General features: G+C 42.7%; 21 protein-coding genes. 3 read left to right on the top strand and 18 right to left on the bottom strand.

The window, feature by feature from the left end; translation table 11 throughout:
• Positions 1 to 26: 26 nt before the first annotated feature.
• The 8 genes from IGI71_RS14775 to IGI71_RS14810 form a co-directional block, all read right to left on the bottom strand.
• Positions 27 to 1,328, bottom strand: a complete 1,302-nt coding sequence (locus IGI71_RS14775) for a family 20 glycosylhydrolase (RefSeq protein WP_086295753.1) — start codon at positions 1,326 to 1,328, stop codon at positions 27 to 29.
• A 19-nt stretch (positions 1,329 to 1,347) separates the two neighbouring features.
• Entirely contained in the window at positions 1,348 to 2,838 is a 1,491-nt protein-coding gene (locus tag IGI71_RS14780) for a helix-turn-helix domain-containing protein (RefSeq protein ID WP_430615862.1), read from the bottom strand.
• Positions 2,784 to 3,614 carry a hypothetical protein gene (locus tag IGI71_RS14785; RefSeq protein ID WP_430615863.1) on the bottom strand — a complete coding sequence of 277 codons (831 nt, stop codon included), beginning with the start codon at positions 3,612 to 3,614 and terminating at the stop codon, positions 2,784 to 2,786. Before IGI71_RS14785 ends, IGI71_RS14780 begins: the two co-directional genes overlap by 55 nt.
• 129 nt (positions 3,615 to 3,743) lie before the next feature.
• Positions 3,744 to 4,670, bottom strand: coding sequence for an ROK family protein (locus tag IGI71_RS14790; RefSeq protein ID WP_060791536.1), 927 nt, complete (start codon positions 4,668 to 4,670; stop codon positions 3,744 to 3,746).
• Positions 4,671 to 5,201: 531 nt separating this feature from the next.
• Positions 5,202 to 5,738 (bottom strand): flavodoxin domain-containing protein, encoded by a 537-nt coding sequence (locus IGI71_RS14795; protein ID WP_060791537.1) that lies wholly within the window; start codon positions 5,736 to 5,738, stop codon positions 5,202 to 5,204.
• A 33-nt stretch (positions 5,739 to 5,771) separates the two neighbouring features.
• Positions 5,772 to 6,341 carry a TetR/AcrR family transcriptional regulator gene (locus IGI71_RS14800; protein WP_010749120.1) on the bottom strand — a complete coding sequence of 190 codons (570 nt, stop codon included), beginning with the start codon at positions 6,339 to 6,341 and terminating at the stop codon, positions 5,772 to 5,774.
• A 281-nt stretch (positions 6,342 to 6,622) separates the two neighbouring features.
• Positions 6,623 to 7,804, bottom strand: a complete 1,182-nt coding sequence (locus IGI71_RS14805) for an AI-2E family transporter (protein WP_005228027.1) — start codon at positions 7,802 to 7,804, stop codon at positions 6,623 to 6,625.
• A gap of 15 nt (positions 7,805 to 7,819) precedes the next feature.
• Positions 7,820 to 8,173, bottom strand: coding sequence for a PTS glucitol/sorbitol transporter subunit IIA (locus IGI71_RS14810; protein ID WP_005228025.1), 354 nt, complete (start codon positions 8,171 to 8,173; stop codon positions 7,820 to 7,822).
• 118 nt (positions 8,174 to 8,291) lie between these two features.
• Between IGI71_RS14810 and IGI71_RS14815 the strand changes: the two genes are divergently transcribed.
• The 3 genes from IGI71_RS14815 to IGI71_RS14825 are packed head-to-tail and all read left to right on the top strand — an operon-like array spanning position 8,292 to position 9,879.
• Positions 8,292 to 9,314 (top strand): lactonase family protein, encoded by a 1,023-nt coding sequence (locus IGI71_RS14815; RefSeq protein ID WP_005228024.1) that lies wholly within the window; start codon positions 8,292 to 8,294, stop codon positions 9,312 to 9,314.
• Positions 9,315 to 9,333: 19 nt separating this feature from the next.
• Complete coding sequence (locus IGI71_RS14820) at positions 9,334 to 9,684, top strand: hypothetical protein (RefSeq protein ID WP_005233740.1); 351 nt, start codon at positions 9,334 to 9,336, stop codon at positions 9,682 to 9,684.
• A 33-nt stretch (positions 9,685 to 9,717) separates the two neighbouring features.
• Complete coding sequence (locus IGI71_RS14825; RefSeq protein ID WP_005228019.1) at positions 9,718 to 9,879, top strand: hypothetical protein; 162 nt, start codon at positions 9,718 to 9,720, stop codon at positions 9,877 to 9,879.
• Positions 9,880 to 9,922: 43 nt separating this feature from the next.
• Here the strand turns inward: IGI71_RS14825 and IGI71_RS14830 are convergent, their stop codons facing one another.
• From IGI71_RS14830 to metG, 10 genes are all read right to left on the bottom strand, one after another.
• The gene (locus tag IGI71_RS14830) at positions 9,923 to 11,470 is read right to left on the bottom strand and encodes a bifunctional metallophosphatase/5'-nucleotidase (protein ID WP_333718762.1); all 1,548 of its coding nucleotides are present in this window, start codon (positions 11,468 to 11,470) and stop codon (positions 9,923 to 9,925) included.
• A 176-nt stretch (positions 11,471 to 11,646) separates the two neighbouring features.
• A complete protein-coding gene (locus IGI71_RS14835) occupies positions 11,647 to 12,930 on the bottom strand; it encodes an ABC transporter substrate-binding protein (RefSeq protein WP_016609876.1) in 1,284 nt (427 codons plus the stop codon).
• A 16-nt stretch (positions 12,931 to 12,946) separates the two neighbouring features.
• Positions 12,947 to 14,239 (bottom strand): MBL fold metallo-hydrolase, encoded by a 1,293-nt coding sequence (locus tag IGI71_RS14840; RefSeq protein ID WP_086295757.1) that lies wholly within the window; start codon positions 14,237 to 14,239, stop codon positions 12,947 to 12,949.
• Complete coding sequence (locus IGI71_RS14845) at positions 14,223 to 15,041, bottom strand: carbohydrate ABC transporter permease (RefSeq protein ID WP_005228015.1); 819 nt, start codon at positions 15,039 to 15,041, stop codon at positions 14,223 to 14,225. Before IGI71_RS14845 ends, IGI71_RS14840 begins: the two co-directional genes overlap by 17 nt.
• 4 nt (positions 15,042 to 15,045) lie before the next feature.
• Complete coding sequence (locus tag IGI71_RS14850) at positions 15,046 to 15,927, bottom strand: carbohydrate ABC transporter permease (RefSeq protein WP_005228014.1); 882 nt, start codon at positions 15,925 to 15,927, stop codon at positions 15,046 to 15,048.
• Complete coding sequence (locus tag IGI71_RS14855) at positions 15,927 to 17,000, bottom strand: ABC transporter ATP-binding protein (protein WP_005228012.1); 1,074 nt, start codon at positions 16,998 to 17,000, stop codon at positions 15,927 to 15,929. Before IGI71_RS14855 ends, IGI71_RS14850 begins: the two co-directional genes overlap by 1 nt.
• Positions 17,001 to 17,474: 474 nt before the next feature.
• Positions 17,475 to 18,968 carry a ribosomal protection-like ABC-F family protein gene (abc-f, locus tag IGI71_RS14860; protein WP_086295758.1) on the bottom strand — a complete coding sequence of 498 codons (1,494 nt, stop codon included), beginning with the start codon at positions 18,966 to 18,968 and terminating at the stop codon, positions 17,475 to 17,477.
• Between the two features lie 495 nt (positions 18,969 to 19,463).
• A complete protein-coding gene (locus IGI71_RS14865; RefSeq protein WP_005228008.1) occupies positions 19,464 to 19,892 on the bottom strand; it encodes a hypothetical protein in 429 nt (142 codons plus the stop codon).
• Positions 19,893 to 20,063: 171 nt separating this feature from the next.
• Positions 20,064 to 22,742, bottom strand: a complete 2,679-nt coding sequence (locus tag IGI71_RS14870) for a cation-translocating P-type ATPase (RefSeq protein WP_005228006.1) — start codon at positions 22,740 to 22,742, stop codon at positions 20,064 to 20,066.
• Positions 22,743 to 23,004: 262 nt separating this feature from the next.
• The gene (gene metG, locus IGI71_RS14875) at positions 23,005 to 25,011 is read right to left on the bottom strand and encodes a methionine--tRNA ligase (RefSeq protein ID WP_005228005.1); all 2,007 of its coding nucleotides are present in this window, start codon (positions 25,009 to 25,011) and stop codon (positions 23,005 to 23,007) included.
• Positions 25,012 to 25,277: the final 266 nt, after the last annotated feature.

Genomic DNA, 25,277 nt, shown 5'->3' on the forward strand with positions numbered 1-25,277 from the left:
GCTGCTTCACCCAATTCCTCTAGCAATCAGCTGAATGCCGCTTCCCACCCATCATAGAGCTTTTGTACTGTCTCTTTTGGCCGATTGGGTTCATTATAAACTTTTTGGCTAATAGCCGCTTGGAGCCAAAAAATCGCTTGGATCACTTCACGACTAGTCTGAGCCTCAGGCACATCCGCCCAGACGGATAAAGCGATCGCCTGTGTTTGGGCAAGCTGTTCCTGTGCAACTTGTTGTCCATTGGCAAACGTCGTCAACTGGAATTCATTGCTGATTTTTTCGTAGGTTGGATAAGTATAGCCTGCCGCTTCTCCTAAGACATAATAGAAAAAATTATCATTGTGATTGATCATGGTATAGCCTTTTTCAAAAAAGACATCTGCCGGCGCCATATTCTGGTTCCAACGGGTCCAATAGGAGATTTGGCAATTCTCCGTCAACGTTGTCTGCTCTTGGCGATTCAAGCGGTAAAACCCATCATTCCAGACCCGCACAACAAAGCCGAGACTTTCAACAAAGGCCGCCAGTTCATTGACATAATCAATAAAGACTTCGATTCCGCTAGCTTTTTCCCCATAGCGCTCGCGGGCTGCTTCAATCATTTGTGGAAAATTTTCTAAATGATCAAAATCAATAAACTCATCGGCACCAATATGAAAATAGGTGCTGTCTTCAAACAGTTGCGCATATTCCCGATAAACTTCCTGAATAAAAGCTACCGCTTCTGAATCCAAAATGTTCAGTGCTCGATCATCACGCGTGCCATCGGCTGTCGGTAATTGCCACTCGGGCTTTTGAGCCAACACTTGCCGCAAATGACCAGGAGAATCAAAATCAGGGATAATGGCAATTGCATGATTTCGAGCATACGCAATCAATTCACGAATTTCCTGCTTGGTCAAATATTCTTCCGAAACGATTTCTGGAAATTGCTGGGATTCAATCCGAAAGCCTTCGTTTTCCGAAAAATGAAGCTGCAGATGCGTAAATTGGAAGCAAGCCATACTGCGGACGATTACTTTCAAATCAGTTAGAGAATAAAATTTACGCCCGATATCGATCATCAGACAGCGTTCTTTAAGCGCTGCTAGATAGCTTTTCTGTGCTAATTGACCTGTCGCTTGATCTCGGCCATATTTGGTTAACGCGTAAAAGACGTGTTCTGGCGAGGACACACTGATTGTTTGGTTTTCAAATCGAAAATCAGCATCCAGCTGCGGATCAACCACTATTTGCGGGAGCGGATCCTTCGCCGACTGCCAACCTATCTCCTCAAAAAAGACGGCAGCTCGTTGCTGAGCTTCTTTCAAATCAACTGGTTTATTCATCTCATTCTTCCTCTTACTTTCAATAATTTCTCATTTTTTGGTTCATTTCACGGTATTGCCCTGGGGTCACACCCACTATTTTTCGGAACTTTCTCGTATAGTTGGAAACATCATAATACCCATTGTTACGAATAATTTCTTTGATCGGCAAATCTGTTTCAATCAGTTCTTCTTTGATTTTTTTCAGCCGTAATTCTTGAATATATTTGGAGAAGGTTTTGCCGCTTTCTTTTTTTACAAAACGGCTGACATAAGAGACAGATACACCCACTTCCTCTGCCACCGATTCTAGCGATAGCTGAGAGGAATGATAATTTTCTTGAATAAAACTGAAGATTTTCTCATTCATTTCCGACTCGTCATCCAGCGGCTGTTTCTGCACCTTTGTACAAATCTGCTGGGCAATCGTTAACAAGGCCGTCTGCAATTGGTTCAAGTTGTTGAAATCGGCACTTTCAGAAGCAGTATGCAGTACCTCTGCCCCCACCAATTCACCGCCGACTTGCGCGATCGTATTCAACAAGTAGTAGCCGTACATTTTTTGGACACGAGGCGAAGTCTGCTTGCTTTCGCCTTCTTCAATCAAACGTTGGATCGTTTCACTGGCAATCTCAATATTTCCTTGATTCAAGGCTTGGATCAATTTTAATTTTTGATTGTCTGGATAATTGATCGGTAAATGTTTGGTCTCTTGGGAAAGCTCCGCATAGTAGCTGATTTGCTTCCCTTGACTTCCTTGATTTTCCAGTGCCGCCAATCCTTCGATATACGATTCATTAATAGCCGTTAGTTGATCGACCGTCATCCCGACACCCATTGCGGGTGTTAGGGAGATCGCTTGGGTAATTTTTTCCGCGATAGCATCTACAATTTCTTTTTGTTCTTTGCCATCAACAAAGCCAACGGTCAATGCCAGCATTTCTGTGGACAAAATTTCAGTGGCATATGCCGTATAATCAGCTTCTTTGATTTCTTCGATATAATCAATTAAAAATTTCTTATCCCCTTGCTTGGCTTTGGTATCAACAGTTTTCGTATCAATGGCGATCACAAAGTAATTCGAGTTAGGAAAACAAACATGGACAGCTTCCAAAAGCAGAGCCAATTCTTGTTCTGATCGGAAACGTCCACTCATTAATTTGCGCAACACTTGCTCTCTGGCATGAGGTGTTTGCAGGCGGACTTCCTGATGCAGTTCTTGGTGCTCTACCAAAAATGCCGCTAGCGTATTATGGACATCATCCATCGAATGAAGAGTCATTTTTGGATCACGATGAAACTCCTGAACCAGATTTTCTATTTTGCGAATCGGCCGATAACTGCGTAAACCAAGCATCACGACTGCGGTGATACCCGTAAACAATATGGCGATAAATACTAGGACGAACTGTTCTTGCACACGGTTGACTGAAGCCAATGCTTGATTCGGATTGGCGACAGCTACGACCGAAATATTCAATTCTTTGTTGGCAATTGCTTGAACAAAATACGTCGATTGTTCAAACCGCATTCGTCCTGTTTGAATGCCTTTTTTATTCGCTCAGGATGATTTAAAAAGCGTGCTAACTCATCATTGGTGGTACTGGCTAATAACTGATACTCACCATTGATGATATAGGTATTGCTGAGCCCATCACTATTGCTTAAATCAAGGATTCTCTTCAAATTGTTTTCTTTGATTTCGTAGATTGCTGCGCCGTAAACGGTCATTTCTTCACTTTGAATTGGAACGATATAAAAGAAACGCGAATATCGCTGTTCTCCACCAGCACCTTCCAATGTCAGTAACGTCGGCGCTGGAGAGTCCAATTGTGCGACCAATTGAACTTGGTCCATATCGTTTTTTGGCAGTACCTTATTCAAGAATGTGTCGACTGACAGTGAGCCAACGGTTGAATAAAGGGTCGCCGGAGCTTCTTTATAATATAAATAGACTTCTTCGACTAGATCGTTAGTGATTTTATATGTCTGCATCGCTTCTTTTGCTTCTTTAGTCAAGTAAGGATGCTGTAGGTATTTCAATGAAACAACATGATCATTGGTCATTTTTTGGGTCAGATAATTCAATTGAATAAATGTATTTTCTAATGAATATTTCAATTGGATCAATTGATTTCTGGCCGTCAGCAGTACTTGTTCATTGATACTTTTGACAGAGGTATCATACCAAATCCATGACACGGCTAAAAAAGGCACTAAAAACACGATTAAATAAGAGCTGATGGCACGAATGATTCCCCTAAATAGTTTTTGACGATTCTGTTCCGTGTACTTTCTCACTTGCATCACCTATTCTCTGTTATTTCAAAAGCTCAAAAACGCTTTCATTTATCGGTACTTATTTAGGAGAAAAGAATGTATGATACTCTAATAAAATACGCTTTATTTTAATAAAAAACAATGCTTTTTTACAAGTTAGCTATCAGGCTTGTATTTTCTTAACCAGTTATAACAAGCGCCTAATAAATTTGATTCATTGCCAAAACGACAGGCACAAATGTTTGGCACGATAACAGTACTTGGAATCTGTTCAGCAATCACAGCCAATCGTGCGTTTACTTGAGGGATCAAGAAACGGCTAGCACTGATTCCACCACCAATCAAGATAATTTCCGGATCAATCATGTACTGTAGGCTATAGCAAGCTGCCGCCAGCTTATCGACAAAATCAGCGACCATTGGCAGACATCGCGGATCTTGTTCTTGAACCAGTGTATCAATGCGCTGCCCATTGATTGTGGGATCTCCGATACGCTCTGCTGTTTCTTCCACAAGAGTTCTGGTTGACCCTGCGATGCTCCAAAGTTCCCAATCCTTCGTTTCGGTCGGAAAAAGCATATAGCCAAACTCTCCTGCTAGTAAGTGTTTGCCGCGAACCAATTGATGGTTAATCATTAAGCCACCGCCAACGGATGTACCTAGGACAATTGTCGCAAAGGACGCACAATTTTGAGCGTGACCTAACCACTTTTCTGCCAATAACGCACAGTTGCCATCATTTTCGGCAGCCACTGGACATTGGTATGTGCTTCGCAAATGCCTAACCAGTCTTTTGCCAAATCCTTCATACAAAGGTGATGTCATCCCGATTTCTTGGCTTCGTGGATCAACCAGTCCCGTTGAGCTAATAGCAATACCATCAAATGTTGCAGCATAGAATGCATCGATGTGTCGACATATGCGTTGCGTGACTGTGGCATATTCCTTGTTCATAGGAAATTGAGTCAATTGTCTGCGTTCCCCTTGACTATTCACTAACCCACATTTAATAGCAGTACCGCCAATATCAATTGCTAAAATCCACATTTTCTTGACCTCACAAGGCTTTCTTTTATCTTGCATTTAGTATACGCAACCAATGTTTTCGGCGACCATATGTATTTCTTGCAACAGTGTGTCAAATCCGCCCAAGCCATAAAAAACCCCGCAACGAAAGATATCTTGCATTTAGAAAGAATATACGTTGTACAGAAAGTGATAGCTTATCTGCTTATTTTTAAAACACTAAAAAGATCAGGTTTAACGCTCAGCTTCACAAAACTGTTCATCCTGCAAAGCAAAAAAGAAATCCATTAGATACGGTGCCTGAGAATTTTGTCAGCAAAGGAAACAGCTACCCATTTTTTGAGATAAGCTATCTAGTTTATAAAACAAAAAACCGTCACGCATAAGACATCCTCTCATGCGTGATCGGCATTCTACTTAGTCATTGCTTTTTAGAAATAGATCGAACGATTTTTTAGAACTTAGTTGCTGACTCTGGGTGTCACAACAGAAAATCTATTAGCAATAAGCTAACTTTGTTCTGTTCTTACACTCTGGTCACTCATTGCTCATTTGAGTCATAAAACCTCAATAAACGCTTGTGCTCGTTCAATACAGTCCCTGCTCCAAATAATCCACCAACGGACCCAAGTACTTTTTATCTGTCCAATCACAATCTTGTCCGTTGGCTTCCATGAGTGCCTTCGTCTGTGGGTCATAGGTGTGCGGCGCTTTCTTAGCCGCAGCTTTTCTTAACATTTTCACTAAGTTTCGATCAAAGAAATTCATTTTGCTTTCCTGCCATTGTCCTCTGCCGTAAAAAAGGGGGATGTCCTTTATTGGACCCGTGAGATTCTGTTCTCTGAGTTTTTTCACAACATCTTCTTCAGGAGCAGAGGCTCCCACACAAAAGATAAGTATCTCTTTGTCTTTTAGCTGGTTGGTATTCTTTTTTAAAAAGGACAGTCCAGCAATACCCGATGCATAGATTCCCCCACAGAAGATAATTGTGTCATAATCCATTACTTCAGCTATTTTCGCTTTTGGGGTTTCTAGGCTGGAAAAACCTGTTGCATCTTGAAGCCAGTGGACATACTTTTTGACAGCGCCGTATTTCGATTGATAAACAATCATGCCGTTTTTCATGGGGGAACTCCTCTCTGCAGTTAGGACTGCACCTTATGGTTTTGTGCCAGCTATTGCTTGTTCTAAAAACGTTTCGTACGCTTTTTCCTGTTGTGCATAGATTTCATCTAGTGGAATACCAGGTGTCGTTACTGAGAAAATCGTACCGATTCCGATCGTGTAAATGAGCATATGCATGTGTAGCTGTTTGGCGGTTTCTATACTGATAGTCAAATCGGCGGCAATCCTTTGGGCTACTTGAGGATTCGTCTCCAACTGATACAGATCTTCTAATGACGAAACATTCGCTCTTTTTTGTAAGACAAAAATACTCAAAATATGGGGTTCTTCTTTCGCCAATTGCAAATACGCGTGTCCGGTACTGCGAAACAGATCCTGGGGGTCGCTATGGGCTTCTAGATACGCTTGTAAAAATTGCCGTGCTTTCTGCTCTACTTCTGTTCGCAGGCCCTCCATATTGGTGCAGTAACTATAGATGGGCTGGACTGAACAGCCTAACTTCTCGGCAATGTTCTTGACGATCACGTGCTCCATACCGCCTTTTCGAGCAATCTCAAAGGCGGCATCAACCACCATTTCCTTTGTTATTCGTTGTTTCGGCATTCATTGTCCTCCTTAAGCACAAGTTTCGTTATATAAACTCTTTATATAAATCGATTATATTCTTTTGTTCCTTCGAAGTCAATTGGATCCAAGCCACTATCCCTCGCTCTTTCTATTGAATAAAGAGCTGTCTATTTCTCAAAAATCATCGTTCATAGGTTGTAAATCTTCCGTTACTTTCCAATGATTGCTGGCTCTTTTATCCGCATAAAAAAGGTACAGCCCACAGAAAAAGGCTGTACCGTAGATAATACGTATGGGCTCTTTTACACTCGAAGCTGCTACACTTCTGGGGTGTCCTCTGGTGGCGCTTCGGGGATCGGTTCTTCCTCTTCATACAAGGAGGAAACCCGCGTATACCATTCAAACACATGGGTAATGACCACTTTAGCTGCCGCATACACAGGAATCCCTAAAATGACCCCAACAAGGCCAAACAGTTTTCCTGAAGTCAAGAGGACTAACAGGATCGTGACAGGATGAATCGACAACTCGTTTCCTAGAACTAATGGCGAAATCAAGCGGCCTTCAATGGTCTGCTCAATGACAAAGACGATCAGCACTTGGATCAGTAACACGGGTCCACCGACGATTCCTAAAAAGACCGCAGGGATCATGGCCAAAAAAGATCCTAAATAAGGGATCAAATTTAGAAATCCCGCTGCAATCCCCAGTGTGATGGCATAATCTAAGCCAATGATACTAAACCCGATCATAAACATCACTGCGACCGCAAACGCCACCGTCAGTTGTCCCCGAATATAGGAGGATACTTGATCGTTCATCTCTTTTAAGACGACCAGTGATGGCTGGCGCATTTTGGTTGGCAGAAATTTAACAAAATAAGGGGCTAGTTTACGGCCATCTTTCAGTAGGTAGAACAAAATAAATGGCATGGTAATGACCGCTAAAACGATCGTTGCAACGGCGCCGAAGAAACTGCCTAGATTTTGAATCGTGCTGCGGGAAAGGTTTTGGACGATATCCGTCAAAGAAGAAATCAACTTCTCATTGGAGGCTTCGATCTGCTCTTGGACTTGTGAGAAGATTGGATCAGAGAGGATCTCATTCACCTTATTCTCGATGATCGTCAAGTAGCCTGGCAAATTATCCGCAAAGCTCATGGATTGCTCTTGGATCTTAGGGATGATCACCACCACACCCCAGACGATCAGACCAACCACTAAAATAAAGAGACCGAAAATACTGTAGATTCGTTTGATTCCCTTGCGTTCTAAGTAGTCGACGGTGGGGTTCATCAAGTAATACAAGATCCCCGCCAAAATGATTGGCAATCCGACGATGGCTAAAAATTGCCAGACGGGTTCAAACAAATACGACACTTTCGTAAAGAGCAGCAAAATCAAGAGAATCAATAAAATGACCAGCAAGCTGGTCACTGCTTGATTGTTTAAAAACCATTTCCAAAACCAGGAATGCGGCTTTTTCTGCGTTTCTTTCATGACATTCTTTGCCTCCTAGTCGTACGTCACCTGCATGCCGACTTCTAGTTTCGGCAGAACAGTTGGCGTTAAATAAATCGCACTTGAAAGCTGATCTTCAGCCGGCACTTCGTCAAAGACAAAGGTCACATGCTGGATCGTTTGCAGGATTTGGTTTACGACCGTCCCTACATATTGGACTTGATAGGTCTGATCACCAAAAGTGATCTGGTCCCCTTTTGTGACGACTAACGCTTGCGAATCAGGAATCGTTTGGATGACTGAATATTCTCGCAGTGTGTCGGTCGCTTCTTCCCCAAAAAAGATGATCATTCTTTCTTGCGAATCGATCGCTTGTGGACCGATTTCTTTGATCGTCCCTTTTTTCATATGACAAACTCCCCTTTCTATCTTCTTGTTTATTATAACATAAAGAGTTTTTCTACCCGCCCAAAACCGCATTCTATGGTAGAATTAAATAGGAATGAAACTATTAGGAGGTTTTTTTATGTTGCAAACGATTTATTTAGGTACGTACACTCGTCGCGAAAGTAAAGGGATCTATTCGATCGCTTTAGATACGGAAAAAGGAACACTGACCGATTTGACCTTATGCGCGGAAGAAAAAAGTCCGACTTATCTTGCCCGCAGTAAAAAAGAAGCAGTTTACAGCGTCACAGAAGTAGATGGCAACGGCGGCGCAGCTGCTTATACCCCAGACTTTACCTTGCTGAATACCGCAACGGAAGAAGGCGCACCACTTTGCTATGTAGCAGTTGATGAAACCCGTCAGCTTTTATATGGTGCCAACTACCATAAAGGTGAAGTGAATGTTTATAAAATTCTAGAGGATGGCAGCATCGAAGCAACGGACAGCATCTACCATGATGAACCCGTCGGCTCTCATGAAAACCAAGACAAACCTCATGTCCACTATACTGACTTAACACCAGACCAACGTTTAGCAGTTTGTGACCTTGGAACAGACCGGGTCTATACTTATGATATTTCAGAAGATGGCAAACTGACAGAAGTTGCCGTTTACGTGGCAGAAGACGGAACTGGTCCACGTCATTTGGTCTTCCATCCAAATAACCAATACGCTTACTTAGTGGGCGAATTAGACAGCTCATTGACTGTTTTACGCTACAATGAAGCAGATGGCAGTTTTGAGAAAATCCAAAAGGTGCCAACGATCCCTGCGGACTTTACGGATTTCAACAGTGGCGCTGCGGTACGTATCTCGAACGATGGCCGTTTTGTTTACAGCTCAAATCGCGGCCATAATTCAATCGCTGTTTTTGAAGTAACCGATGAAGGCGCTGGCCTGACTTTTGTTCAATCAATCTCGACTGAAGGCGACTTCCCTCGCGATTTCGATTTGGACCCGACAAACGATTATCTCGTTTGTGCCAACCAAAATTCTGATAACCTAACGTTATACAAACGCGATGAAGCCACTGGCAAATTGACTGTCTTAGAAAAAGACATCTACGCACCAGAATGTGTCTGCGTCTTATTCAAAAAATAAAGTTTTGGAGGATTCCCCCATGTTTGATAAAACACCAAAGGAACTTGTGCTCAAAGATTTTTCTAATATCTACAATAAATGTCAATCAACCTTTGAACTAGTGACGAGCCGCAAATACAATGAATCATTGGTCCTATTAACGACTGCAGAAACGTATGCGATCGCTGAAAAAGCCTATATTCGCTGCGATACTGCCAAAGAGCTGCAAACAGCGGAAGTCATTGCTTTCTTTGATGCTTTTGAGATCTATTATTTTGAATTAAAACAAGTCCTTTTTCATGATGACGATGATTTTGTTTCTTTAAAAAATCGTTTAGAAAAAATGAAAGACACTTACGAAGCATTGACAGCCTCATTTCATTTGTTATGATGAAATCAAATCAAATGTGAAAAAGGTGACGTTATGAACCAAGAACAAGTGTTGGATCGTTTACGAGAAGAATTGGCCATGCCGTTTTTCGAAGCAAAACTAGAAGACAAAGAGTATTCCGAAGAAGACTATCAACAAGTCAAAGCGGATTTGGTAAAATACTTTGATGACTATGTACGCAATGTAGAAAATTAAGAAACAGCCTGCGATGATTCCTTCATCGCAGGCTGTTTTACTGTTATAACGTCACTAGAAAGTTTTGATTCGTCGTAGCTTCGATTTGAGGATGCTGTTTTAAATAGTCAGCAATCAGTTCCGTCATATCGACTTGAATCTCACGAACGATTTTTTCGGCAGAAAACATGGCGTAGTTGCCGCCACCTACTGCACGGTATTGGTTAATGACGATCTCTAATTCTTGATCCATCGCAATGGCTTTTTCTTCAAAGTCCAAGCGGGTGATTCGCTGACCGACGGGTTGACTAAGATCGATCGTATACTCGATGCCTTCATACATATCGTAGTTATAATATTGCGGTTTTGGCTCAATAAAAGCAGGATTGAAGACGATCTGACCGTCAACAACGGCTAAATAATCCGCCGTTTGTTCTAAAGCGGCTTTTAATTCGGCACCTGTTATTTTGACTACAGCTAACGTATTTGGGTAAATATAATTAGTGATCACATCTCGCATCGTGATGGTTGCGCCAAAGCCTTTGCCCTCATTGTTGAAAAGAGCAGTACCAGAAATTTTGGCGCCGCTGGCAGCCATCTGAACACGATTGATGAATTCAATATAAGGATGCTCTTTCAAGCGTGCCCCCATCGGATCGGTGATTCGCATATCCCCACTGACTTTGCCTAACGGCTGATCTAGCCAGGTTTGTAATTCTTCTTCGATGGGTGCTAACAAAGCCAACGTCTCTTGATCTGGGACAGCATCTGCAACAGGGATCAACGCAGCCGTACTGTTTGTGACATGAACCCCTGTCTGATTTTTTTCAACCGTCAATTCGATGGCGCCGATAAAGCTTCCACGATAACCGGGCTGTACAACGGGGACACCATTGATTTTTGTGGCGATCTCACGGTGCTGGTGTCCTGTGAAGAACGCATCGATTCCTGAGACTTCCTGCAATAATTGATAGCCCTCATTTTCACCAGTCAATAATTCGGTCGGTTCTCCAGTGACTAAATCACGCTCGAAGCCGCCATGGTAGCTGACGACAACGATATCGGCTTTTTCTCTTAAGTAAGGCACATAGTTTTTCGCTGTCTCAACGATGCTGACAAACTGCATCCCGCGAATCGTCGCAGGCTGTTCCCAATGAGGAATATATGGCGTCACCATTCCTAAGATCGCGATCTTTACCCCTTCTTTTTCAATGATGGTGTAAGCTTGGCCAAAGAATGGTTCTCCCGCTTCATTTAAAATATTCGCTGCGAGTACTGGTGTTTGGTAGCTGGCGATCGCTTCTTGCAAATAAGGCAGACCGTAGTTGAACTCATGATTGCCTAAGACATGGACATCAACGTCTAGGTGGTTGACGACAGCGGTCAATGCGGCAACGGAGTGCTGGCTTTTGGCGATGTAATAGCTTAAGGGCGAGCCTTGGATAAAGTCGCCATTTTCGATCGTTACGACCGGCCCGGAGGCTGCTTGACGTAGCTCTTTCATTTTGGTGGCAACTTTTGCCACGCCGAATCCTTGTTCCGTATCATCGGCAAAATTGGTTGGATAGACATAGCCATGCATATCGCTCGTTTCTAAAAACGTGATTTTCATTCAAAAGACTCCTTTTCCCCTCAATAGACCAAAAGGGCATGCGCATAAGTCGAAAACCCTCGAAAGCCAGCATTTTCTGCTTCCTTGTGTCTTCAAACCTTATGGCACAAACCCTTTTGTCTTTCATTCTCAGGTGTTTCCCTGATTATACCCTATTTTGACGAAGAAATTCAGAATTATTGGTTCCAAGCATCTTCTAATTGTGGTTTCGCGTTTTCAATCAATTGATCGACATCTTGATCTGTATTAGACAAAATGTTTTCCATGATTGAACGCATTTCATTGTAAGCAGGATCAGCATTTTCAATCACTGGGATCGAGAACAATTCTTTGGTTGCATCTTCTAATTTGGCAGCGACTTTTGTTTCAGGATTGTTTTTGTATTCATCGCTTTCCAAAACAGATTCAACAACTGGCATGTAGCCGGTATCGATCGCCCATGTTTTTTGCGCTTCTGGCGAAGTTAGGTATTTCATGTATTCAAAAGCAGCGGTGCGTTGCTCTGGTGTTGCGCTGTTGAACATATACAAGTCAGTTCCTTGTTGCAAGTTGATTGGTTCTGGACGAGCTGCTACGTCATATTCAAATTTGCCTTCGGTATCTTTTTTAACAAAGCCTTCCCCTGCGATTGAGCCGACATACATTGCGATTTGCTCGTTGGCAAATGGACCAGACAAGTATTTGTCAGAACCAGCGATTCGGAAGTAGCCGTCTTTAACACCATCTAGGTAGTAGTTGATGACTTCTTTTGATTCATCGCTGTCTAATTGCAAGTCTTTGTCAAAATCAACGCCTTGATTTTTCATTGCGATGGCATAGTAGTTGTTTAATGAGTCAAAACCAGCACCTACGACTTCACCGTTTGATTTTTCATAGATTTCTTGAGAAGCTTCTTTTAATTCTTCCAGGTTTGTTGGTACGTCAATACCATACTCGTCTAACATGTCTGCATTGTAAAACAGCATTTCTGTAGATTTGTTGAAAGGAATCCCGTATTGCACGCCGTCGATTTGTGCACCATCTAAAAGGGCACTGCGGATCTCTTCTTGGTCACCCCAACCGATAGTATCATCGTTGATGTATTCGCCAAGGTCAACTAGCATGTCATCTTGGGCAGCATTCCATAACCAACCAGGATATGCTTGGGTGATAGTTGGCAGATCTTTTGGTGAAGGCAAGGTTGAATTCACCTTTGCTTGCAAATCAGGATAGCTTGATTGGTTTTGCAATTCGATCTTGATGTTTGGATTTTCGTCCATGAATTGCTCGGTCAATTTCGTCAATGATTCTTCTTGCGCACCATTCATTGCATGCCAAAAGGTGACAGTCGTATCTTCGCTTAGCTCTGTAACGATTTCATCACTTTCCGTAGAACCAGATGAATCGTTGTTGTTTCCACAAGCCCCTAATACCAATGTCGCGGCTGCAGCTGCTGCAAATGCAAGTTTCTTTGTTTTCATTTTTTCCTCTCCTCTATCACTCTAAAATAATTTTTTCACCGCGTTGCGGCAATATTCTTTCACCATACGGATTCACCAGATTTTCTGGTTTCAGCGTATGGATTGGAACCAATCGTTGGGGCTCGATCCATGCAATGATCTGATCTAAATCAGCTGGTTTCGCATGTCCCGAGTTTGGCAAACGGACAAATTCGATGTCCAGTGCTGCCAATTGATCCAAAAAGACTTGATAAGCTGGATCAAAATCGCCTAACGGCTGCGCATCACTGTGAATATACAAACCACCCGTCTGCAAGTTTTCAAAATGCGCGACTGCTTGCCAAAGGTACTGGCTCGTGTCGGCACATAATGCCTGATAAGAAATGGCGAAGGCTGGATCGAGCGTCGCTGGTACTTGATCATCGATCGTATAGAACGGTACATCTTTATTGAAAATTTCTTTCAACAAAGCAGCTTGCGTCGCCTCTAAAACAACCGTCCGCGGCGCGGCTTCAACAAGCGCCATAAAGCGCTCGACATTGGCTGGATAGCCATTGAAAGTAATTTGTCGTTGGGGATTTTCTTTGACCAGACGCACGAAGGTCTCGATCAATTCTGTTTCACTTTCCACTGTGATCGCTTTGGGGTCCGGTTCTCTTTCTGGAAAGCTGATGCTGACCCCTTCCATCATCAATAGATCCGTGTGTTTGGCTAACTGACAGAATTCTTTGGTACGCTCTGGATGATAGCCATGCAAACGCAAATCACCGGTATAAGCGATAAAATGATCTGGCGTGCGAATCAACAAAGCTGCCGCACCGTACGCATCATGATCGACTGGAATGATCTCGACTTTGATTTCCCCGACCCGAATCACATCATGGGGTTCTAAGCCGATCAATTCACGGACAAAGCTTTTTTCTTCATGAGGAACGGGCAGCAAGAAGTCCCCTTTTTGATTCAACACTTCGAGGATCGCTTTGGTTTCCTTCAAGGTGTACATAGGAATATTTGGGTCTAAAAAGTTGATCATCTTGGAATGATCCAGATGGGCGTGGGAAAGAAAAACTGCTGTTTCTTGGTATTCTTTCGTTTCGCTTCCTTGGTACGTGTAGTCTAAGCGTGGATCGTAGACATTTTTCAGTTCTGGTATCCAGCGATGCGCAACTAACGTTTGTAATTCTTCATCTGGTAAGGGTGTTTCTGGATGATACTCCGAACCGAAGTCAAAAAAGATATGGGCATCTTTGTACGCAACTTCGATGACGGTCCCTCCAATCGTTAAGATCCCGCTATGAAAGGTAATCGTCGTTTTATCCTTTGATGCCATCTTTAGCCACTCCTTTGATAATTTCTTTTCTAAAGATCAAGTAAATGATCAGAATTGGAATGACGGTCAAGGTCGCTGCCGCCATCTGTAAATGAACATCGCTGCCGCTTTCTGTGGTAAAGGCAGCCAACCCATTATTTAAGAGGCGGTATTTTTTCTCATTGGTTACTAGCAACGGCCATAAGAAGGAATTCCAGCTAGAGATGAAAGTCAAGATCCCGACTGTCACTAAGGCTGGTTTTGACATGGGGATCAAAATCCGCCGAATGTAAGCCAAATCGCTAGCACCGTCGATTTTGGCCGCTTTGTAAAAGGTATTGGAAATACTTTGCAAATAACCATTTAAATAATAGATGTAAAAAATACTGGTCAGAAAGGGAATGATCAACGCACTATACGTATTCAATAAGCCCATTCGCGCAATCGTATTGTAATTGGTGAAAATGATCGATTCATAAGGAACCATCAATAACGAGATCATCAATCCGATAACTAACCGTTTGTATTTGAATTCAAGACTAGTCAATGCAAAGGCAGCTAGAATCGCAGTGATCAGCGTCGCGATAGTCGTCACCGCGGAAACGAAGACCGTATTAAAGAAGTAGCGTAAAAACGGTGCTCGGGTAAAAACTTCCCCGTAGTTGCTCCACTGGAAAGACTCTGGCATGATCGTCGGTGGAATACTGGTTGCTTCACTGTAGGTCATTAGACCAGCTAAAATCATATAGACAAAGGGAAACAGCGTGATCACTGCTAAAATTGCTAAAAACAGCATCGAAACAATCGTGACAATTTTTTTCATTCGTTTATTCGCCCACTTTCTTCAAAAGTTTATTTTGGATAAAGGTGACGAGCAAAATAATGATGAACAAGATCACGGTTGCCGCCATTGCAATCCCCGGACGTCCGGCGATATGGAATTTGTCATAAATATAAAAGACTGCCGTGGTTGCACTGCGGGCGATCCCTGGCTGTCCGCCAAACAAGGCATATACTTGAGTATAGACTTTAAAGGCACTGATCAGATTGACCGTTAACAAGAAGGCAAAAGTCGGGATCAACTGCGGAAAGGTGATTTTCCGAAAAATCTCGCCATCGGTGGCGCCAAACATTTTTGCGATTTTGTAGTGTTCTTTGTCGATGTTGCGCATTCCTGCCAACAAGATAATAATGTTGAAGGCAAGGCTCGTCCAAACGCCAAAGATGATCAAGGTCGTCATACTCATATTGACATTATCCAGCCAGTTGACTGGTGGAATGCCGACAAGACTCAACAAATAGTTGATGATCCCGTAAGAGCCATTGAAAAAGTAGCGAAACACGATCCCGATGGCAATCGTACTCGTGACATAAGGCATAAAGAAGATCGTTTCAAAAAAACTTTTATATTTGACTTTTTCAAAAATGATCCACGCAATCGCTAAAGAAAGGATCAACGCGATCGGTACGACCGCAAAAGCAAAGAGCGCCGTATTTTGCAGTGCTCGAAAGAAGACTGGGTCCGTTAAAACCCTTTGATAGTTCTCAAGCCCAGCATACTGTTGGTTAATCAAGGTTCCTTTTTGGAAACTCATGATGAAGGAACGAAACAGCGGATATACACTGAATAAGAAAATAATGACCAGTGAAGGCAGTAAAAACAGCCATGCTTTCGGTTGGTTCTCAGGGTTATAATTTTTTTTGAACATTAGTAGACCCGCTCTCCTTTTTCATCAAAGATAAAGGCTTTTTTGTAATGAAAATCAAATGACACTTGCGCGCCTTCTTCAATGATTTCTTCAATACTAACGATCGATTTCATATGTTTGTCAGCCAGATCAAAGTTCAAGATTCGTTCTCGTCCGATCAGCTCCACACTCTTGACTTCCGTTTGGAACAAACCTGCTTGCAAGGTGGTCAGCACATCTTCTGGACGAATGCCTAACGTGTATTGGCCGTCTGTTAATGGTTTCTTGAAGCGAAGGTCAGTAAAACGGTCAACTGGTACAGTGAAGGCAGGATGGATCATTTGGCCATCTTTGACTTCTACTGGCAAGATGTTGATGATTGGATTACCGATGAATTTCGCTACAAAAAGATTGTTTGGTTCTAAGTAAAGGTTTTGCGGATCATCATTTTGTTGAATGATCCCCTCGTTCATCAAGATGATCTTATCACTGATAGAAAGAGCTTCTTCTTGGTCATGAGTCACGAAGATCGTGGTGATGCCCACTTCTTTGACTAACCGACGGATCTCTTCACGGATCTTCAAGCGCAAACGGGCATCTAAGTTACTCAATGGTTCATCCAGTAGTAAGACTTCTGGACTTTGCACCAAGGCACGCGTGATCGCTACCCGTTGCTGCTGTCCGCCAGAAAGGGTTCCTGGTTTTTTCTGACTTAACTCTTCAATATTGGTCAGTTTCATGAACTTTTCAGCAATTTTCTGTGCTTCGTTTTTCTTGATCTTTTTCTCTCCGACTGTCAGTGGAAACATGACATTTTCTAAAACAGTCATATGGGGATAAAGGGCATAATTCTGAAAAACAAACCCGATATTGCGGTCTTTTGGCTCGGTCTTAACAACGGAAGAACCATTAAAGCGGATATCGCCATCGGTGGGACTCAACAACCCCGCGATCAAATTCAATATCGTCGATTTCCCACAACCACTTGGTCCCAACAAACAAACCAAATCGCCTTTTTCTATTGTAAAATCTACTGCTTTCAAGGCTTCAAACTTATTATCGAAAACCTTCTTCAACCCGACTACTTCTATCAAAACTGCCCCTCCATTTTCTCTTTTTCCTCCGAATAGTTGACTGGCATTTCAAGTCACAAAAAAAACGAACTCTTGATGTTTCGGTCAAACGCTCAAAGAAATTCGATTTTAATCATAACAAACGAATGTTTTTATTCGATACCATTATTGTAAATGTTTTGTAAAAATCATTGGGAATTATGAAAGAATTTTTAATTAATTTACCTTTTAATGAGAAAACAATGAGCCAAACAACGCAGTTTCTAGCCAGTAAACACGAACATTTTACTGTTTTTAGAAAATTTTCATGAAAAACGGGTAAAAATTTTCAATCCTTTAGTATCCATTGATGTTAACACTATTTTTACGCGACTTTTTGTCCAAAAGCACCTTTAGTAATTGTTTACTAAGACCATCAGTATTTCTTCTTTTAAAATAACAAAAAAAGGATGATTATTAAAAAAACAATCATCCTTTTTCATTCTCTCCTTCGCCTCAGTCACCCGTCAGCGTCAGCAATTTCGTTGAAACTTGCTCAAGAAAATAACGGTCGTGTTCAATGATCAGCATAGAAGGCTCCACCAAATGGATCACTTCCTCTAATTGCTTCTGATTGAAGACGTCCAAATAATTTAGCGGTTCATCCCAGATAAACAATTCTGCTGGTGTCGCTAATGATTTGGCTAGTTCCACGCGTTTACGCTGCCCCATGCTCATTTGCTGGATCGGCGTTTGAAAGACAGCTCTTTCCAAGCCAAGCTTTTTTAAATTATTTAGCAGATCTTGATAATTCAAGCCATGCTCTTGGGCAAATTCTGTCAGCATCCCACAGTTGTCCTCGTAGTTTTGTCGGACATAACTGATGGTGATCCCATGGGCTGTTTTGATCGTCCCTGTCTGCTGTCCATCGAAAGTACCTAAAATACTCGCAATCAAACTGGACTTGCCAGATCCGTTGGCCCCTTGAATCCCCAAGCGCTCTTTTTGACGGATCGCAAACGTCAGCGGTTTAAACAAAGGCTGCTCATAGCCGAGCTGAAAATGCTCTGCTTCCAGCAACACATCATGATGGCTAACAAGCGGAGTCATTTTCAGAGGATCAATCCACTCAATGTCTTTTAACAACGCAGACTTGTCTTGAATTTGATCTTCCATCCGTTTAACGATCGCTTTCGAGCGCTTCATGGTCCGTGCCGCTCGGGCACCGATCGCCCCCGTATCATAGATTGCCCCGCTGCCTTTTTTGGTCGGCGACCCTAATTTGTCCCGTTCGCGTCCTCGGGACCACTCCGCTTTCTCGGCTGCCGTCTGCTTCAAACGACCGATTTCTTTTTTCAACTTGCTGTTTTGTTCTTGCTCATACGCATCTTTTTGCTGCTTTTGCAGCTCATAGACTGAATAATTCCCTTTGTACAGCACCAAGCGGCTTTTTTCGATCGCCAATACATGATCGACGACGTCATCGACAAACTGTCGATCATGGCTCACAACGATAAACCCGGTTTTTTGCTGCAAATAGCGGGCAACATGTTCGCGAGCGGTCACATCCAAATGGTTGGTTGGTTCATCGATCAAAGGAAAATTCTCTTCATCAACGAACAACCGCGCCAACAGGACTTTCGTTTGCTCGCCGCCAGATAAAGTGGCAAAGGGCCGCCAAAGAACTTCTGGATCAAGCTGCAGCAGGTTCAATTCCCGTTCCAAACGCCACTGCTCAAATTCGCCAGATTCCTGTAAAACAAAAAGCGTCAGTTGCTGATCGTCAGCGACGGTTAAGGGAAAATAAACGAATTGCTGCTCATGGGTGATCGAGCCGCTATAAGGCAATTCATTGAGCAGCAGACGCAGCAAGGTCGTTTTGCCGCGACCATTTCTGCCAATCAACCCTAATTTCCATTGTGTATCAAGGTTCAAGTTGGCATCCTCAAAAAGCAACCGTTCTTGGCTGTCAAAGCCAAAAGTTAAATGATTAATACTGATATTCGACATAAATATACCTCGTCTCTATTCACGGAATAGAGTAGACCTAAAGCTATTTTCAGAATCAGTTTTTAGAGGTACACAAAAAGATCCCCCATCGAAAAAGTCAACCAATCCTGAAAATCTGCAGACTATCCCCTTGGAGGAACAGTTTCATGCAGCTTTCAACAAATTGGTTAATTTTTCAATGGAGGATCCCTCATTTCGTTTAATAGTGCCCTAAGTATAGCATTGATCGGCAAAAAAGCGCAAGTTCAGTACCCCCTGCTGCTTTTCCTTTATATTTTATTCACAAACTAAACCCGTTATCGCTGGAAACGTTTCATAAAAAAACACTTGAAACACAAAAAAACCATCAGGTTGGTTAGTCCTGATGGCAAAAGGAGTAAAATGAAAAATAAAAAGGTTGTTGGTTGTGAATTCATTATACCTCCGATAAAAAAACTTTACATGTGAAAAACATAACAGTTAAATTAAATAACTCTTGTTTAACTTGAATGTTTATCATTTTTTTAACAATAAAGCCGTCATCCGTTGAATGGCAAAAGAAATTTCGTCGGTTGCTTCATCTTGTTTGGCTTCTGCCGCATCAAAGGCCTCTTGGTCGATTTTGTTATCGAGACTCAAAATCATCTCATCACAGCCAGCAACATATTTCATATACGCCCGTTCAAATTTTTTATGGATCCCCATTACATTCGCTGGGGGACGCAATTTGCTGATTTTTTCCAGCATCAAGCGGTATTTGTCCGTGCCTTCTTTAAAAATTCTAGTAATCTCAGCTAGCCGCTCAGGTGTTACCTCGGCTTCTTTCTTCTCGTCGATCGCTTTGCGGATCTCTTCATAATTGGGATTCATTTTCTCCCCGATCGCTTCTGTTTCTTTGACAAGATCGTTGATTGTTTGTACATAAAAACCTAAGTTTGGTCGCACAGTGGGTCCCCTACTTTCTTTGTTATTATCTCCTATTTTACCGTTTCTTACTGCAAATGAAAAGGTCAAGTAACAGCCGCAGGGTTTATCGAAAATAAGCCAGCAAAAAAAGGCCTGCTGCCCAGGGAGAAGGACAGCAGACCATTGATTGATTTTCCGTTTATTTTTGGCTTATTTGCGTCCCATTGCTCGTTGGATCGCTTTGACGATCTCAACGACTGGAATGATCGCAAAGGAGGCGCCTAAAACGATGCCCCATTGATACAAGTCAAGGTGTGCAACACGGAAGATATCATTTAATCCTGGCACGATGAAGATCACCAGCATCAACGCAAAGGACAACAGGATCGCCCAGTTGAAGGCTTTGTTTCTAAATGCCCCTACTTTAAAGAGCGACTGATGGATCGATTTGACGTTGAAGGCATGGAACAACTGCATCAATCCTAACGTGGCAAAGGCCATCGTTAAGGCATCGGCATGGATCGCATCGTACGTATTGTGAACGGGCCATTGGATCGCTGACCAATAAACGAACAGCACGGTTGCCGCTTCTAAGATCCCTTGGTAGATGATACTGCTCATCACACCACCAGAGAAGAAGTTGGAACTGCGTCCCCGCGGTGCATGTTTCATTAGATCTTTTTCAGCAGGCTCCATTCCTAAAGCAATTGCTGGGAATGTATCCGTTACTAGGTTGATCCAAAGCAAGTGGATCGGCAATAGCGAGTCCCAACCCCACAAGGTTGCTAAGAACAAGGTCAAAACTTCCCCTAGGTTAGCGGCTAGCAAGTATTGAATCGCTTTTTGAATATTGGAGAAGACTTTTCGTCCTTCTTCCACTGCTACGACGATCGTAGCGAAGTTGTCATCTGCTAGGACCATATCGGAAGCACCTTTAGAAACTTCGGTACCTGTGATCCCCATGCCGACACCAATATCGGCTTGCTTCAGTGACGGTGCATCGTTGACCCCGTCACCAGTCATGGCAACGACTTTGCCTTCTTGTTGCCAAGCTTTGACGATCCGAACTTTATGTTCAGGTGATACCCGTGCATAGACTGAGTAGTTCGCTACCTTTTGGGCAAACTCTTCTTCGCTCATTTTATTGAGTTCAGCGCCAGTCAAGACGGCATCATCATCGCCCGGTTTGATGATCCCTAAACGTCCCGCAATGGCTTCAGCTGTATCGCGGTGGTCTCCGGTGATCATGATTGGACGAATCCCAGCTTCTTTGGCTAAACGTACCGCATCGGCTGCTTCTGCCCGTTCTGGGTCGATCATTCCGACTAAGCCAGCAAAGACCAAATCATTTTCGACGATTTCTGATTCTAAGTTTTCTGGTACTTGGTCTACATATTTGTAGGCCATCCCCAATACCCGCAGTGCTTGTTTTGCCATATCGGTATTGTTGAATAAGATTTTTTCTTTTTCTTCATTGGTCATCGGCAGCTCTTGGCCGTCCAGTAGTACTTTTGAGGTTCTGCCTAGCAAGACATCTGGTGCGCCTTTGACAGCAACTAAATAGCGACCGTCTTCTTGTTGGTGGATCGTACTCATAAGTTTTCGGTCAGAATCAAATGGCAGATCTGCTACCCGTGGTTCTTGATTGACAAGATCTCGCACATGGAATCCTTGATCCATCCCGAATTGCACCAATGCGGTCTCAGTCGGATCACCGATCAAGTTGCCTTCTTCACCAAATTTTGTATCATTGGCAAAGTTCATGACTTTTAATGCCATGTTGTCTAACGGAATATCTTCTGAAGCAGCATGTTGCTTGTCATTGACATACAATTTTTCCACGGTCATTTGATTCAACGTCAACGTACCAGTTTTATCAGAAGCGATAATATCGGTTGCCCCAAGGGTTTCAACCGCTGGCAATTTACGGATCACTGCATTTCGTTTCGCCATTACTTGCGTACCTAAGGCTAAGATGATCGTTACGATCGCTGGTAGCCCTTCTGGGATCGCCGCTACTGCTAATGAGATCGACGTCAATAGCATGTCGACCCATGACGTATTGTTAAAGATCGTTCCAACAAAGAACATGATCACTGCAATGATAATGATGGCGATCGTCAGGAATTTTCCTAATTCATTTAAGTTACGCTTCAATGGTGTTTCGGTTTCTTGGGCGCTAGCCAGCATGCCAGCGATTTTCCCAACTTCAGTTCCCATCCCTGTATTGACCACGACCCCTTTGCCGCGTCCATAGGTCACATTACTGTTTGAATATGCCATATTGACGCGATCGCCGATCCCGACATCCGTCCCTTCGATGACGGTCAATTCTTTTTCGACTGGTACGGACTCACCGGTCAAAGCAGCTTCTTCAATTTTTAAAGAACTTGCTTCTAAAAGGCGTAAATCTGCCGGTACGACATCGCCAGCTTCTAATAGGACAATATCCCCCGGCACCAATTCATCGCTCTTGATGGTGACGGTATGACCATTACGCAACACATTGGCATTTGGTGTAGACATTTCTCTTAGTGCTTCGATCGCCTGCTCCGCCTTCGCCTCTTGAACGACACCCATGATCGCGTTGATAATGACAACTGCTAAAATAATAATTGAGTCCACGACTTCATGGGAAACGACTGCTGAGATAATCGCCGCCGCTAGCAAAACAATGATCATCAAATCTTTGAATTGTTCAAAGAATTTTTGTACCATCGATTTCTTTTTGCCTTCTTCTAATTCGTTGGGACCGTACTCAGATAAGCGTTTTTGTGCTTCATCGTTCGTTAATCCATTGGCATCTGTTTGCATTTCTTCCAGAACATGCTGCGCTTCTTGCGCATAAAACGCCTGCGATAGCTGTTCCTTTTTGTTTTCTTCTGACATGTTTCTCCTCCTTTTATATTTACTCTTCCTTTATTGTACATGATATGAAAAAAAATAGACTTATGTATGCACTGTCTAAGCATACATAAGTCTCACTGTTTAAGACAGCACCAGAAATTTCTTTCAGGATGGTGATACTGCCGCAGATAAAATCCGCCAATTACTCCCTCATGTTCATGTCAATAACCTACATTATACAAAAACTTTTCAGGTCTGGCAATTTTATTTTTGCTGAAACTAGCAGAAGGATTTCTCCTATGAATCAGGCGATGATCGAGCCGTTTGGCATGCCTTTTGGTGCTTCCACGATTTGCAGACGACCGTCATTGTCTTCTGCTGAAAGGATCATTCCTTGGCTGACTTGTCCCCGCATTTTCCGCGGTTTCAAGTTAGCAACGATCACGACTTTTTTACCGATCAAATCTTGCGGTTCTGGATAAAATTCAGCGATCCCCGATAAAATTTGACGATCTTGATCATCTCCCGCAGCTAAGCGGAATTGCAGCAACTTGTCGGCGCCTTTGACTTTTTGACAGTCAACGACTTCTGCCACTTTTAATTCGATCTTGTCAAAGTCTTCGTATTTGATCTCGGCTTTTTCGGATTGCAATGTGGTTTCTTCTGGATTCCATTTGACTGTTTCTTCTGGACTTTGCGTCCCTTCAGCCATTTTCTTTTGGATGTAGGCTACTTCTGTTTCAAGTTCCAAACGAGGGAAAATCGGTGTGCCTTTGGCAACGACTTTCGTACCGCTTGGAAATTCACCAAAGCGTAAATCTTTCAGATCCATGGCAACAGAAGCCAATCCTAATTGTTGGAAAATATTGGCTGGTGTTTCTGTCATCACCGGTTGCAATAAGATCGCAACGATGCGTAAGCTTTCCGCTAAATGAACCATTACACTGTTTAATTCAGCACGCTTTTCTTCTTCTTTGGCTAATACCCATGGTTGAGTTTCGTCAATGTATTTGTTGGCACGGGAGATCAATGTCCAAACTTCTGACAATGCCGTACTGAATTCCATTTTATCCATGGCTTCATGGTAACGACCAACCACATTGGCCGCAGTCGTTGACAGCTCGCTATCAAAAGGCGTCACTTTTGAGGCATAATCTGGGACTAAGCCATCACAATATTTATTGATCATAGCGATCGTCCGATTCAACAGGTTGCCTAAGTCATTGGCTAGATCGTAGTTCAAACGAGAAACGAAATCTTCTGGTGTAAATACACCATCGCTACCAAAAGGAACCGCCCGTAATAGATAATAACGCAACGCATCTAAACTGTAGCGCTCCACTAACATTTCTGGATAAACGACATTGCCTTTAGATTTCGACATCTTGCCGTCTTTCATCATCAACCAGCCATGACCAAAGATTTTTTTCGGCAATGGCAAGTCTAATGCCATCAGCATGATTGGCCAATAGATTGTATGGAAACGCACGATTTCTTTCCCAACCATATGCACGTCAGCTGGCCAGTATTTTTGGAACAAGGAATCGTCGTCTGAGCCATAGCCTAATGCCGTAATATAGTTGGATAACGCATCGATCCACACATACACCACGTGTTCAGGACTAGCAGTGACTGGGATGCCCCATTTAAAGGTCGTTCTGGAAACAGCCAGGTCTTCTAAGCCTGGTTTGATGAAATTATTCAGCATTTCATTTTTACGTGATTCTGGTTGAATGAACTCGGGGTGCTCATCATAGTATTCAACCAAACGATCGGCATATTTGCTCATGCGGAAGAAATAAGAAGATTCCTTCACCAATTCTACCTCATGACCGCTTGGCGCTTTACCGCCGATGACTTTGCCCTCTTCATCTCGGTAAACTTCTGCTAATTGCGTTTCAGTAAAGTATTCTTCATCAGAAACGGAATACCACCCTTCATATTCACCAAGATAGATATCTCCTTGATCAAGCAATTGCTGGAAGATTTTTTGAACGGCTTTTTTATGGTAATCATCCGTTGTGCGGATAAATTTATCGTAACTGATGTCTAGTGTGTTCCATAGTTTCTTGACGTCAGCTGCCATTTTATCGACGTATTCTTGCGGATCTACGCCAAGTTCTTCTGCTTTTTTCTCAATTTTTTGACCGTGCTCATCGACACCCGTCAAATAAAAGACATCAAAGCCCATCAATCGTTTGTATCGTGCTACCGCATCACAAGCGATCGTCGTGTAAGAATTCCCGATATGCAGTTTGCCGCTTGGATAATAAATTGGCGTCGTAATATAGAATGTTTCTTTTTCAGCCATGGACGCAAGTCCTCCTTTTCACTAGTAAAGTGTATACTTAGGTAGTATACAGTTCGCAACCCAAAAATGCTATAATTTTAATCAAAAAAGCGGATAACCTAAGACCTTTTTCCATGGTCTACAAGGAACAAAGGAATCGTTTTGGTCCTTAACACGCAGCAAATAAACCAGCAGATTTGAGCATTTCTTTTCTACTAGTTATCATAGCGCAGATAGCCGTTCACTTCAATGTTCTAGGGGAAGAATCTTGCTTAGATACAAAGAGT

Origin of the sequence: Enterococcus sp. DIV1279b (assembly GCF_050531515.1) — a bacterium.
GTDB lineage: Bacteria > Bacillota > Bacilli > Lactobacillales > Enterococcaceae > Enterococcus_D > Enterococcus_D casseliflavus.

Coding starts and splice junctions, on each gene's coding strand:
- IGI71_RS14775 (WP_086295753.1), bottom strand. CDS start 1,328: ATGAATAAACCAGTTGATTTGAAAGAAGCTCAGCAACGAGCTGCCGTC.
- IGI71_RS14780 (WP_430615862.1), bottom strand. CDS start 2,838: ATGCGGTTTGAACAATCGACGTATTTTGTTCAAGCAATTGCCAACAAA.
- IGI71_RS14785 (WP_430615863.1), bottom strand. CDS start 3,614: ATGCAAGTGAGAAAGTACACGGAACAGAATCGTCAAAAACTATTTAGG.
- IGI71_RS14790 (WP_060791536.1), bottom strand. CDS start 4,670: ATGCAAGATAAAAGAAAGCCTTGTGAGGTCAAGAAAATGTGGATTTTA.
- IGI71_RS14795 (WP_060791537.1), bottom strand. CDS start 5,738: ATGAAAAACGGCATGATTGTTTATCAATCGAAATACGGCGCTGTCAAA.
- IGI71_RS14800 (WP_010749120.1), bottom strand. CDS start 6,341: ATGCCGAAACAACGAATAACAAAGGAAATGGTGGTTGATGCCGCCTTT.
- IGI71_RS14805 (WP_005228027.1), bottom strand. CDS start 7,804: ATGAAAGAAACGCAGAAAAAGCCGCATTCCTGGTTTTGGAAATGGTTT.
- IGI71_RS14810 (WP_005228025.1), bottom strand. CDS start 8,173: ATGAAAAAAGGGACGATCAAAGAAATCGGTCCACAAGCGATCGATTCG.
- IGI71_RS14815 (WP_005228024.1), top strand. CDS start 8,292: ATGTTGCAAACGATTTATTTAGGTACGTACACTCGTCGCGAAAGTAAA.
- IGI71_RS14820 (WP_005233740.1), top strand. CDS start 9,334: ATGTTTGATAAAACACCAAAGGAACTTGTGCTCAAAGATTTTTCTAAT.
- IGI71_RS14825 (WP_005228019.1), top strand. CDS start 9,718: ATGAACCAAGAACAAGTGTTGGATCGTTTACGAGAAGAATTGGCCATG.
- IGI71_RS14830 (WP_333718762.1), bottom strand. CDS start 11,470: ATGAAAATCACGTTTTTAGAAACGAGCGATATGCATGGCTATGTCTAT.
- IGI71_RS14835 (WP_016609876.1), bottom strand. CDS start 12,930: ATGAAAACAAAGAAACTTGCATTTGCAGCAGCTGCAGCCGCGACATTG.
- IGI71_RS14840 (WP_086295757.1), bottom strand. CDS start 14,239: ATGGCATCAAAGGATAAAACGACGATTACCTTTCATAGCGGGATCTTA.
- IGI71_RS14845 (WP_005228015.1), bottom strand. CDS start 15,041: ATGAAAAAAATTGTCACGATTGTTTCGATGCTGTTTTTAGCAATTTTA.
- IGI71_RS14850 (WP_005228014.1), bottom strand. CDS start 15,927: ATGTTCAAAAAAAATTATAACCCTGAGAACCAACCGAAAGCATGGCTG.
- abc-f (WP_086295758.1), bottom strand. CDS start 18,968: ATGTCGAATATCAGTATTAATCATTTAACTTTTGGCTTTGACAGCCAA.
- IGI71_RS14870 (WP_005228006.1), bottom strand. CDS start 22,742: ATGTCAGAAGAAAACAAAAAGGAACAGCTATCGCAGGCGTTTTATGCG.
- metG (WP_005228005.1), bottom strand. CDS start 25,011: ATGGCTGAAAAAGAAACATTCTATATTACGACGCCAATTTATTATCCA.